The sequence below is a fragment of the Calidifontibacillus erzurumensis genome (genome assembly GCF_013303125.1).
GTDB lineage: Bacteria > Bacillota > Bacilli > Bacillales > Bacillaceae_J > Calidifontibacillus > Calidifontibacillus erzurumensis.
This window is the reverse complement of sequence record NZ_JABTTE010000037.1, coordinates 1-12,524: the sequence shown is the minus strand read 5'-3', so window position 1 is coordinate 12,524 and position 12,524 is coordinate 1. Positions and strand designations below refer to the sequence as shown.

Below are 12,524 nucleotides of genomic sequence, written 5' to 3'. Positions count from 1 at the left end.
ACACCAAAATATTTGGTTACCGCCAACCGACATTCATCTCCCACCTACTCATTGGGCTACACCCTGCACATTCCTTGAGGTTGGGAGACTTCTGTCGGAAAAAGTTAAAATAAGCAAAATAATTTTTATAATATAATAATATAATAAATTTCATAAAAATAAAGGCGATTTTAAATGCTAGAGGCAGATGGTCTACACTTTCGCTCGCTTCAATGCAAGTTACTTTTTCCTACAAAATCCCCCTGCCTTTGCTTTTAAAATCACCCATTTATTACTTTTCATCTTCGTATTCCGAACGTGCAATGTCTTGTAAGTGCCGAATCGTTAAATCAATATCTTCATCCCGCATCGTCGGTAAAACTCTTCGAACTTCCTTTACATGCCGATATTCAATTTCACAAATCTGGATGGCTTCATCCTTAAAAGGACATTGAACAACAACTTGCCCAAATGGATCAATGACTTTTGAATTGCCATAAAAAGAAATATCATCTTCTTTCCCGACACGATTCACTAGGACTACATAACATCCATAAATTTGCGCATAAAATTGACCGACTCTTTCCCACCCTTGGGCGCTCGAAAATTTACTTCCTAGTCCGCCTTCAGGGCTGTTAATGAGCGCGACTAACAATGAACAATGTTGATGGGCTGCTATATGCGCTAAAGACGGATGCCAAACATCATTGCAAATGAGCATCGATGTTGTAAATTCTTTAATCTGATCTACCTTAACTTTTTTTCCTCTAGCAAAATACTTCCCTTCTTCAAAAATGCCGTACGTGGTAGGATAGATTTTTCTTTGAATGGTAGAAACGGATCCATTTTTTATTAAAGCAGCAGAATTAAAAATTTGATCACCTTTCCCTGCTTCTACAAAACCAAATATACAATCGATGTTTGTTTCTTTTGCAACTTGGCAAATTTCTTTCATTTCAGGCGAATCAGGTGAGATTGCTACCTCATACAATTGATCTTTTAAAGAGTAACCTGTCAATGATAATTCAGGAAATATAAGCAAGTCTGTCTGCCCTTTTAGCTCTTTCATAAAATTCAGCATTTGCTCTAAATTCCTTCGAATATCCCCTGGCTTTGGATTTGTTTGTGCAATGGCTATTTTCACCAATATCCCCCCTTTTCTATTGAATGCCGCAAGCTTCGGCTAGTACTTCAACAAGATGCAATCCTTGAATTTCATTCGATTTCCCTTCTCGCTCAATTCCAAGCCGCATCTGTAATAAACAACCAGGATTTGCCGTAACCACTGTTTTCGCTCGTGTCCTTAGAACATCTTTCATTTTAGAATCTAATATTTTCATAGATTCATTAAAGTGTAATAGATTGTAGATACCTCCCGATGCACAGCACCTGTCCGCTGTAGGAAGTTCAACATAATGAACGCCTGGTATGGACTGAATTAACTGTCTAGGCTCTTCATAAACGCCTTGAACATTTCGCAAGTGGCATGAATCTTGATAAGTAATGATGCCGTTCCATTCTTTTTTGAATGGCAATGGACCATATTGGACTAAAATCTCATGAATATCTCGCGTACGGGATACAAAATGAACCGCTCTTTCATACCATTCTGGATCATTGGCAAATAAGTGATCATACTCGCGCAGCATCGCTCCACAGCCCCCTGCATTATTGATATAATAGTCCGCATTTGACTGTTCAAAAGCGATAATATTTTTCTTTGCTAATTGTTTCGCATCTTCCGTAAAACCTTGATGGGCATGTAAAGCTCCGCAGCAATTTTGCATTTTAGGAATAACAACTTCACAACCTACGACTGTCAATAATTCAACTGTCAATCGATTAATTTTGTGAAGCATCGCATCTGTAATACACCCGGCAAAAAACGCCACCGTTGCTTTTTTCTCACCTTTTGCAGGAATGACTTCTCCCCATTTATAACGTTTTGTTGGGGATTGAACATGCGGCAATACTTTTTCAAGCTGAGCCATCGGCTCTGAAATTTTATCCATGATTTTCGTTTTTTGGACGATGGCTTGCAATCCAGTCTTTTGATACAACCAATAAGCATTTCCTATCATCCTCATTCGATTTGGATAAGGGAAAAGCTTTTTTAAAACGAATTTTTTTATTTTTCCTCCCATTGATCCATCTTTTTGATCGCTTTCTATGACGGTCTTGGCAGATTCTAAAATATGACCATAAGGAACATTGACAGGACAAGCCACTTCGCATGCACGGCAGCCTAAGCATAAATCAATCGGTTCAGCCAAATGCTCAAGATCAATTTTGCCTTCTGCTGCCATTTTCACTAAATGAATCCTTCCCCTTGGCGAGGCTGATTCTTTTCCCATTGACTCATAAGTCGGACAGGCTGGTAGACAATAACCACATTGAATACAGCGATTAGTATCATCATAAACCATTTCAAATAGTTGATTTTTCGTTTGGGCTGATGAAATTTGTTTAGATAGAGCATTCATTCGGTCAACACCACCTTCGTCTGTCCGGGTTGAGGAAATATTTTGCCTGGATTTAAAATATTATTAGGATCCCACGCTTCTTTAATTTTCCTCATTAAATCAAGACCGGCTGCCCCTAATTCCATTTCCATGTAAGGAGCTTTTAAAATACCGATGCCATGCTCACCCGATAATGTACCGCCCAATTCAAGAGCTGCTTCAAAAATTTCACTAACTGCATTTTCGACCCGCTTCATTTCTTCAATATTTCTTTTATCTGTTATGATATTCGGGTGTAAATTGCCATCACCTGCATGGCCGAAAACAACTAAATGAAGCTGATATTTATCTCGGATTTGATATAATCTTTCCATCATTTCTGGGATTTTACTTCTTGGCACTGTTGCATCTTCAGAAATTTTTGTAGGTCCTGCTTGGGTAATGGCTGGTGATACTTTCCTCCGAGCACTCCAAATTTCTTGGCGTTCTTTCTCATTTTGAGCCGTTCGAACTGAAGTGGCACCGACCTCATGACAAATTTCTTCACATTTTTTGATTTCTTCTTCAATCGCTAATGGATGTCCATCGACTTCTATAATGACTAAAGCACCTGCATCGACAGGCAACCCGCTCGGACTAAAATTTTCAACCGCCCGTATGCAAGCATTGTCCATGAGTTCCATCGCTGCAGGTAATATGCCAGATGCTAATATTTTTGTAATAGCATGACCGGAATCTACAACACGCTCAAAAGTCGCAAGTAGTGTTTTCCTGGCCTGAGGCTTCGGAATGAGCCTGAGCGTCGCCTCCGTAACAATGCCTAATGTTCCTTCTGAACCAACAATTAATCTAGTTAAATCATAGCCGGTGACATTTTTAACCGTTTTTCCTCCTGTTCGGACAATCTCACCTGTTGGTGTCACAACCTCCAGGCCAATGACGTATTCTTTCGTCGTTCCGTATTTTAACCCTTTCGGCCCGCTTGAGTTTTCTAATAAATTTCCTCCTATCGTTGAAACTTGGGAGCTGCTCGGATCAGGTGGATAGAATAAACCTACTTCTTCTGCCTTCCGGTGCAACTCTGCCGTTTTAATGCCCGGAGATACAATTGCTAGCAGATTTTCACGATCAATGATCAATTTGCTTCGCATTTGCGACATATCTAATACGATGCCGCCCTTCACCGGTAAAGGGCCTCCGCTCAGAGATGTCGCTGAACCTCTAGGATATATTGGTATTTTAAATTCATTCGCTAATTTCAATATTTTACTCACTTCTACCGCTGATTCAGGCTGAATGACTAATTCAGGAAGATATTCACCAAAAGAAGCATCATAACTATAGGCATGCAGGTCTTCTAGCTTTGTTAATATTCGTTCTTTTGGGATAATCTCTTGAATTTGTCTTAAAACTTCTTCCTTCATTTTTGGTCAGCAAGGGGGCCCCTTTTTTCGCCCGACAATCCGTTTCAGATATTAAGTATCTGAAACTCCTCCTTGCCTCCTCCTTTCTTGCGTAATGGAATTGGTGGCATGAATTTGTTTATGAAATACGCTGCAACAGTAATAGATTAAAGAATTAAAGTACTCTCTATCTTTAACGAACTTGAAGCTGCCCTGTTGGCTGGAGAATTTTTCTATTGAAAATTCATCGATCATGTTCTGCCCCGAAGTGGGAACCTATATATCTATGAAAACTTTAGTCTCCTGTTCAATCGTTCCGAGCCTAGGATTTCTTACAACCCAAGAAGCTGTTTTGGATTTTTTTGAATCATCCGTTCAATTTCACTTTCTGTTATTCCTAACGAAAGCATTTCTTCTACGAAATTGCTTAAAGCTTTAATCGGCGGTATATTATGGCTTTGGCCGTAATCTGTAACCATGACACAAGAATCAGCCCCTAGCTTTTTAATGCTTTCTGCCATCTCTTCTTTCGTTAGATCAGAAAAATCTTCGCTGCACGCTAAATAACATTTTTCCAAAATACACCCTTTTTTCACCAATTGTTGTTCAAGATCAAACGGTATACGAGCGATTCCTAAATCTGTATGCTGAATAAGAACTTTCTCAACTTTATGTTCTTTAGCAGCATCTACTAAAACTAGCACTTCTTCCGGAGAAAGGTGGCCGGTCGCTAAAATAATATTCGCATCTGCAATTAGATCTAATATTTCATGAACTTCCGGCAATAATTTTTTATTTTCATCCCAAATTTCTAACCCCTTTTCTGGGTGGTTAAAAGGTCGGTTGCTATTAAAGAATCTAGTTTTCTTCTTTCCGAAACAGCATTGATGTTTTTCCGAAGAAAAAGTAGGCATCCAAACAATTTTTGCCCCAAGACGAATCGCTGTATCAACAACATAAGGAGATAATCCCCCTGTAAAGTAATTGCAGGCAACACCCCCATATACATGCAAGTTTGGCTCTTTTTCTCGAATTAATTGAGCTCGTTCTACCGTCATACTTTCATGCGATTTTATAACAACGCCAGCCATTTTCGCTGCTTTAACATCTTCGATTAATTCCCAATCCGTCTGTTTTCGCGGAAATAAACTTGGCGAACTATGAACATGTAATTCAAATGCATTTTCTAGTAATGGATGAAATTCCGACATTTCCTACTCTCTCCTTATGAATACGTTTGCTAGTTATAATGCAAAAATTGTGCCAATTTTAATAATTCGCTCGAATAACGGTTCCAATGGATATGTGATCTTCATTTGTAAAAATTTTTTTACGATGAAAATGAATTTTTTACATTCTTCTTATCAGCATACCGAATTTTCAGAAAAGTTCAAATTACTAATAAGCCCTTGTTCTTGAAAAAATAAAAAAGTATGGCCCCTTTGGTGGTTCCATACTTTCGAGACGTTTCATTTTATTTTTTATTGTGTCTTTCTTCGAGCACGTTTAGCACTTCGTCTAACGGCAGTTTTTGTTCTTGTAATAAAACTAGAAGGTGGTAAATTAAGTCAGCAACTTCCCATTTTAATTCATCATGGTTGCGGTTTTTAGCAGCGATGATGACTTCGGACGCCTCTTCACCGACTTTTTTCAAAATTTTATCGACGCCTTTTTCAAATAAATAGGTCGTATAAGCGCCTTCTGGCATTTCTTTTTCACGTTCAGCAATAATTTTTTCAAGCTGTTCAATGATCGCAAAGCGGTTCTTTTGCACTTCTTGGGAACTTGCCGGCTCACTAGAATCAGCTGCAATTAAAGAGCTGCTAAAACAGCTATATGTTCCGGTGTGGCATGCAGGTCCTTTCGGCTTCACTAACACAACTAATGCATCTTTGTCGCAATCATAACGGATATCAATAATTTGCTGCGTATTACCTGATGTAGCCCCTTTATGCCAAAGCTCTTGTCTGGAACGGCTCCAAAACCATGTTTCTCTCGTTTCTATTGACTTCTGAAGTGATTCTTCGTTCATATAAGCAAGCGTCAGCACTTCTTTCGTGCCTGCATCTTGCACAATGGCAGGAATCAATCCTTTTTCGTCAAATTTTACTTGTGCAATGTTCATCGAACATTCACTCCTTTTTTTCGGAGGTATTCTTTCACTTCTTTTACCGATGTTTCTTTATAATGAAAAATGGAAGCAGCTAAAGCCGCATCGGCTTTTCCTTCAACAAAGGCATCTAAAAAGTGTTCCGCACTTCCCGCACCGCCGGATGCAATCACTGGAACGGAAACAGCTTCACTAACAGCTTTTGTCAAAGCCAAGTCAAAGCCGGATTTCTCTCCATCTTTATCCATGCTCGTCAGCAAAATTTCGCCTGCACCACGTTCAACGACTTCTTTCGCCCAAGAGATAACCTCTTTATCAGAAGCATTGCGTCCGCCATGTGTATAGACACGCCAAGAGCCTAACTCTTCATCCCATTTTGCATCAATGGCCACGACAATGCATTGGGAACCAAAAAATTTTGCCCCTTCAGTAATAAGTTCTGGACGTTTAACCGCAGCTGTATTTAATGAAACTTTATCAGCTCCTGCCCGCAAAATCCGTTTCATATCATCCAACGTATTAATACCGCCGCCGACTGTAAATGGAATAGCAAGCTTTGCTGCAACTCTCTCAACGACATCAACCATCGTTTCCCTGCCCTCGTGGGAAGCAGAAATGTCGAGAAATACGAGCTCATCTGCACCTTCTTGATCATAAAACTCGGCTAATTCGACTGGATCACCAGCATCGCGGAGCTGAACAAATTGCACACCTTTCACAACGCGGCCGTCTTTCACATCTAAGCAAGGAATAATCCGTTTCGTTACCATTACTTGTTCACCTCGCTTAACGCTTCGCGAACCGTGAACTGTTTCGTATAGAGCGCTTTGCCGACGATCGCACCGGCAACACCGCTTGCTGAATATTGTTTTAATCGGACTAAATCATCAAGCTTGCTGACACCACCGGATGCGATCACTTGCTTGCCGGTCGCTTCTGCCATTTCAACAACCGCTTTAATATTCGGCCCTGACAGCATGCCGTCTGTAGCAATATCAGTAAAAATAAACACTTCTGCACCGGCTTCTGCCAATGTTTTTCCAAGCTCTGTTGCTTTTACATTTGATGTATTTAGCCATCCTTCCGTTGCAACATAGCCATCTTTCGCATCAATGCCGATGGCAATTTTTTTACCGTAGGTTTGCAGCATTTTCTTCACAAAATCCGGATTGGAAATAGCGGCGCTGCCAAGAATAACCCGGCTCACACCGTTGTTTAAATAAAATGCAACATCATCTTCCGTGCGAATACCCCCGCCAATTTGGACGTTCACATTTAAATTTTGAACTACTTGTAATACATGCTCATGATTCACGCGCTGGCCTGCTTTAGCTCCGTCTAGATCAACCATGTGGATCCACGTAGCCCCTTCATCCGCGAACGATTTTGCAACTTCAAACGGAGAATCTGCATAAACGGTTTCTTTATTATAATCTCCTTGCAAAAGGCGTACACATTTGCCGCCGCGCATATCAATGGCCGGATAGATTGTAAATGCCATTATTCCCCTCTCCCTTCAACAATAGCCGCAAAGTTTTTCAAAATGGCTAAACCGATGTCACTGCTTTTTTCCGGGTGAAATTGTGTTCCGTAGACATTGCCTTTGCCAACAACAGCCGGCACTTCCACATCATACGTGCTGCTCGCCAACACAACATCAGCTTCTTCTGGGACAGCATAATAAGAATGGACAAAATAGACATGCCCTTCTTCCACATTGGAAAGAAGCGGCGACTCCGGATGGTTGAACTTCAGCTTATTCCACCCCATATGCGGCACTTTGTATGTATCACCGCTTTTGGTCACACCTGGAATGCGGACAATCCTCCCTTTTAATAATTGCAATCCTGTTGTAAGCCCGTTTTCTTCACTTTCTTCAAAAAGAAGCTGCATTCCTAAACAAATGCCAAGAAGCGGTTTTCCTGAAGCAACTTCATTTTGGATAAAAGATGTTAAATCTGTGTCATTTAAGATTGTCATGGCGTCGCGAAACGCCCCAACACCTGGCAAAATCAAACCTTTGCATTCATGCAGTTTATTTTTATCATTCGTCACAATATATTGATAATTCATTCGTTCGAGCGCCTTTGAAACGCTGTACAAATTTCCCATCCCGTAATCAATAATGCCGATCATCGTTTTCAATCCTTTCAGTGGTGCAAATCAGTTGTTGATATTACCTATCGTTTTTTAACAGCGCATATATGGTATACAGTTAAAAGCCTCTAAACAATGCTTGCAAAATGGCTTTTTTATAACATTCCTTTTGTTGATGGAACGCCTTTTACCCGTGGATCAATCGTTGTCGCTTCATCTAAAGCACGGCCTAACGCTTTAAAAATCGCTTCAATCATATGATGCGTATTATGGCCATAATGTACGATCACATGGAGGTTCATTCGCGCTTCAAGCGCTAATTTCCATAAAAATTCATGAACAAGTTCCGTATCAAAGGTGCCGACGCGGGAACTTGGAAAAGACGCACGAAATTCTAGATGCGGGCGATTGCTGAGGTCGATCACAACTTGGGCCAATGCTTCATCCATTGGTACAAACGCATTGCCATACCGTTTAATCCCTTTTTTATCCCCGAGTGCTTCTCTTAAAGCTTGTCCTAAGCAAATCGCGATATCTTCTGTCGTATGATGATCGTCAATTTCAACGTCGCCAACAGCATCAATCGTAAGATCAAACTGCCCATGTTTCGTAAAAAGATCAAGCATATGCGTTAAAAACGGAACACTCGTATCTAAACTGGCTTTCCCTTCGCCATCAATGGCAAATGAAAGTTTAATGTCCGTTTCATTCGTTTTTCTTGCTATACTCGCTGCACGTGTCATTATCAAAGATTGCTCCTTTCATCACAGGTTCATTTTAAGCTTTTTTGTTGCCGATCAGTTGAAACCGATGGCAAAGCATGTCGTTCTCGGCTTGGACAAGAAATCCAAGCCAGAACATTTATTTCAAGTTCTCTTTTATCGTTAATACATTTCCGCTCTAAATCTTAAGATTTCAAACGCTCCTCAACCGCTCTTGCATGAGCCTCTAATCCTTCGAGCCGCGCTAATGCTGCAATTTTATGACCATTGGCTAAAACTGCTTTTTTGCTGTAAGAAATGATGGATGATTTTTTTACAAAGTCATCAACATTCAATGGGCTTGAGAACCGTGCTGTTCCGTTTGTTGGTAAGACATGATTCGGGCCGGCAAAATAATCGCCAATTGGTTCGGAGCTGTTTTCACCTAAGAAAATGGCACCTGCGTGGCGAATTTGTCCAATGATGCTCATCGGGTCGGTTGTCATAATTTCTAAATGCTCAGGTGCGAGTTCATTGACAGCTGCAATCGCTTGATCCATCGTTTCCGTCACATAAATCGCACCATAATCGCGGATCGATTGAGCAGCAATTTCTTTTCTCGGCAAAGTTGCCAACTGTTTTTCTACTTCTACAGCTACCCTTTCGGCAAGTTCCAGCGAAGGCGTAACAAGCACACTTGATGCTCTCATATCATGTTCAGCTTGAGATAAAAGATCAGCGGCAATATAAGCAGGATTAGCCTCTCCATCAGCCAACACAACAATTTCGCTTGGACCGGCAATCATATCAATATCGACATCACCAAATACTTCCCGCTTGGCAAGTGCCACGTAGATATTGCCTGGACCGGTAATTTTATCAACTCTTGGAATCGTTTCCGTACCATAAGCCAATGCCCCGATTGCTTGGGCTCCGCCTACTTTGTAAATTTCCTTAACGCCACATTCATTGGCAGCCACAAGCACACCTGCTGGTAGTTTTCCATCTTTTCCAGGTGGTGATACCATTGCAATTCTTCCAACGCCAGCCACTTGTGCCGGAATGACGTTCATTAAGACGGATGATGGATAAGCAGCCGTTCCACCTGGCACGTAAACACCAACCGCATCAAGCGGTGTTATTTTTTGGCCTAAAATCGTACCGTCCGTTTCCGTCGTAATCCATGATTGGCGTACTTGGCGGCGATGGTAGTTGTAAATGTTATCGCGTGCTTCCCGAATGTAGCAGACAAGCTCTTCATCAATCACTTCATAAGCGGCAGCAATCTCTTCTGGTGAAACTTTTAATGAAGCAAGCTTTACTCCGTCAAATTTTTCCGTATAAGCCAAAAGAGCTTCGTCGCCTTGCTTTTTTACATTCGCCAAAATTTCTAAAACAGCTTGACGCTGCTGTTCTGTACCCGAATCTAAATCTCTTTTTAATGATAGCGATTCTGTCACTCGCTCGATTTTCATCTTCGTTCTCTCCTTCAATACGCGTTTGACATCATTTTAATTGCTTAAGATTCCCCAATGACTGCAGATAAACGCTCTACCATATCATCGATAAATTGATCTTTCGTTCGGTATGAAACCGGGTTGACGATTAGGCGAGAGGTAATGTCTTGAATTCTTGCCAGCTCCACCAAACCGTTTTCTTTTAACGTACGGCCTGTTGAAACGATATCGACAATTCGTTCAGCCAAGCCAATCAGCGGTGCAAGTTCAATCGATCCGTTCAATTTAATAATTTCAACTTGCTCACCTTGCTCACGAAAATATTTAGAAGCAACATTTGGATATTTGGTTGCCACTTTTGGAGCGACGCTGACAGCTTTAGCATTTGGAAGCCCTGCAACGGCCAAATGACAACGGCTAATTTTCAAGTCTAATACTTCATAAACATCGCGCTCTTCTTCAAGCATGACATCTTTACCAGCAATGCCTAAATCAGCAACGCCGTGCTCAACATAAGTAGCCACGTCCATCGGCTTAGCCAAAATAAAACGCATATTTTCTTCAGGAACATCAATGATGAGCTTCCGGGAATCATCAAACTCAGGCGGCAATTGATAGCCTGCAGCTCTTAACAGCTCTACCGCTTCTTCAAAAATCCGCCCTTTCGGCATTGCAATCGTTAACTTCATTGAACTCGAACTCATCGTGCCTTCTCCTCTCCTTTGAAAGAAGGGCTGTGCCCTTTACACTTCTCATTCATCATTAGACGCTCTCCTTTTCCGGTTTGCCGATGCAATAGGAGACATCTTGATAACGTTTTGTAAATAAATCAATATTTTCAATTCCGGCAATGTCTTGCAGTACAACTCTTTCACCATTTTCCCGTTTCGTTTGAGCTAATTGAATAGCTTCTTCCATCCGCTCTTGGCTATAAATAATAAGTGAAATCGAAGGTCTATTTTGAACATCACCTAAAGCCTCAACAAGCCGGTCTAAGCGGATGGCAAAACCTGTTGCCGCGGTCGGACGATTAAATTTTGCCAACAGCTGGTCATAGCGGCCGCCGCTGCACAATAAGAAGCCTAAGTTATCGGCATAGCCTTCAAATAAAATGCCTGTATAATAGCTCATATGGCTGACAATATTTAAATCGATTTTTAAGAAATCTGCCACACCGAAGCATTCTAATTGCTGCCACAAATGATCAAGGTCATCGATGGCTTTTCTTGCGCTAGGATTATTCGTGATATCTCTCGCTTTCGAAATAATGTCTTTTCCGCCCCGCAATTGCAACAATTGCAATAGCTGTTGTTGGTCAATCGAAGAGAGCGGTAAATTTTTAACATGTTCTCTATAACCAACATAATTTTTTTCGTATAAAAATCTCCGCAAACCGTTGGCGCGTTCTTCTGTTCCTAAAATATCAAGGAATAAAGCATTGACAAAGCCGACATGGCCGATCGCCACTGAAAAGTTTGTAAGGCCAGCGCTCTTCAACGCTGCGATCATTAGAGCAATCACTTCTGCATCTGCGCTGGAAGTCGGATCACCAATCAGTTCAATACCGATTTGTTCAAACTCAGCCGGTCTGCCCCCTTCCCGCTCTTGAGTACGGAATACGTTCGCATCATACGCCAGACGAAGCGGAAAGCCTTCATTTTTTAATCTTGAAGCTGCCACCCTCGCAATCGGAGCAGTCATATCTGGACGAAGCACTAATGTGTGGCCTTGTTGATCCAACAGTTTGAATAGCTGACGGTTTGATATGGCTGACGCAATTCCAACTGTTTCGTAATATTCCAATGTCGGGGTTTGGATCGATTGATATCCCCATGCCTGAATTTCTTCCATCATTTTCGTGCGCACTTGTTTTTTTATTTCATATAGTTCCGGCAATGTATCTCTCATTCCGAGAGGTTTTTCAAACATGAATAACTTTGACATTTTTATTCACCCTTTTTATGAACGCAATTTTTTCTATGCAATAATTTTTTTAGCCTCATTAGATAAGGAAGCTAGGTACTTTGACGGCTTGGTTGATCATGTGCCGCTTGCTGACCGGGCTCAGAAGCCCCATTCATTGATGAGGAAGTTTTTTCGTAAATCTATTTAATCTTTTCTAATTATTTTGTAATCTTAAATTATCATCAGGCATTCACACAATCCTCTAAATCCTTTTATCATATACATAAAATCCTTTAGTTCGCTAATGTGCTAATAAATTAAAGTTACTTTGTAGTTTACTCTTAAAACATGCGAGCGTCAATAAAAAAATACGTATTATTTTAACTTTTTCCGACAGAAGTCTCCCAACT

Annotated in this window: 12 protein-coding genes; all 12 read right to left on the bottom strand. The window is 40.9% G+C overall.

What is annotated here, in order from left to right; genetic code table 11:
* Positions 1-271 precede the first annotated feature (271 nt).
* The gene (locus HR057_RS16335) at positions 272-1,123 is read right to left on the bottom strand and encodes a nitrilase-related carbon-nitrogen hydrolase (RefSeq protein WP_173732514.1); all 852 of its coding nucleotides are present in this window, start codon (positions 1,121-1,123) and stop codon (positions 272-274) included.
* A gap of 16 nt (positions 1,124-1,139) precedes the next feature.
* On the bottom strand, positions 1,140-2,462 hold the full coding sequence (locus HR057_RS16330) for a (Fe-S)-binding protein (protein ID WP_173732512.1): 1,323 nt from the start codon (positions 2,460-2,462) through the stop codon (positions 1,140-1,142).
* Positions 2,459-3,865: an FAD-binding oxidoreductase gene (locus tag HR057_RS16325; protein WP_173732510.1), complete on the bottom strand. Its 1,407-nt coding sequence runs from the start codon at positions 3,863-3,865 to the stop codon at positions 2,459-2,461. Before HR057_RS16325 ends, HR057_RS16330 begins: the two co-directional genes overlap by 4 nt.
* Before the next feature lie 311 nt (positions 3,866-4,176).
* Positions 4,177-5,055: a DUF6282 family protein gene (locus HR057_RS16320; RefSeq protein WP_173732508.1), complete on the bottom strand. Its 879-nt coding sequence runs from the start codon at positions 5,053-5,055 to the stop codon at positions 4,177-4,179.
* Positions 5,056-5,318: 263 nt separating this feature from the next.
* Positions 5,319-5,969 (bottom strand): bifunctional phosphoribosyl-AMP cyclohydrolase/phosphoribosyl-ATP diphosphatase HisIE, encoded by a 651-nt coding sequence (gene hisIE / locus HR057_RS16315; protein ID WP_173732507.1) that lies wholly within the window; start codon positions 5,967-5,969, stop codon positions 5,319-5,321.
* The gene (gene hisF / locus HR057_RS16310; protein ID WP_173732506.1) at positions 5,966-6,724 is read right to left on the bottom strand and encodes an imidazole glycerol phosphate synthase subunit HisF; all 759 of its coding nucleotides are present in this window, start codon (positions 6,722-6,724) and stop codon (positions 5,966-5,968) included. Before hisF ends, hisIE begins: the two co-directional genes overlap by 4 nt.
* Positions 6,724-7,458 carry a 1-(5-phosphoribosyl)-5-[(5-phosphoribosylamino)methylideneamino]imidazole-4-carboxamide isomerase gene (gene hisA / locus HR057_RS16305; protein ID WP_173732518.1) on the bottom strand — a complete coding sequence of 245 codons (735 nt, stop codon included), beginning with the start codon at positions 7,456-7,458 and terminating at the stop codon, positions 6,724-6,726. Before hisA ends, hisF begins: the two co-directional genes overlap by 1 nt.
* Positions 7,455-8,090, bottom strand: coding sequence for an imidazole glycerol phosphate synthase subunit HisH (hisH, locus tag HR057_RS16300; protein WP_173732505.1), 636 nt, complete (start codon positions 8,088-8,090; stop codon positions 7,455-7,457). Before hisH ends, hisA begins: the two co-directional genes overlap by 4 nt.
* A gap of 116 nt (positions 8,091-8,206) precedes the next feature.
* Positions 8,207-8,794, bottom strand: a complete 588-nt coding sequence (gene hisB / locus HR057_RS16295) for an imidazoleglycerol-phosphate dehydratase HisB (protein ID WP_173732504.1) — start codon at positions 8,792-8,794, stop codon at positions 8,207-8,209.
* Between the two features lie 164 nt (positions 8,795-8,958).
* Positions 8,959-10,227, bottom strand: a complete 1,269-nt coding sequence (hisD, locus tag HR057_RS16290; protein ID WP_173732503.1) for a histidinol dehydrogenase — start codon at positions 10,225-10,227, stop codon at positions 8,959-8,961.
* A gap of 44 nt (positions 10,228-10,271) precedes the next feature.
* Positions 10,272-10,913, bottom strand: coding sequence for an ATP phosphoribosyltransferase (gene hisG, locus HR057_RS16285; protein ID WP_230474506.1), 642 nt, complete (start codon positions 10,911-10,913; stop codon positions 10,272-10,274).
* A gap of 58 nt (positions 10,914-10,971) precedes the next feature.
* Positions 10,972-12,153, bottom strand: coding sequence for an ATP phosphoribosyltransferase regulatory subunit (locus tag HR057_RS16280; RefSeq protein ID WP_173732502.1), 1,182 nt, complete (start codon positions 12,151-12,153; stop codon positions 10,972-10,974).
* Between the last annotated feature and the right edge of the window lie 371 nt (positions 12,154-12,524).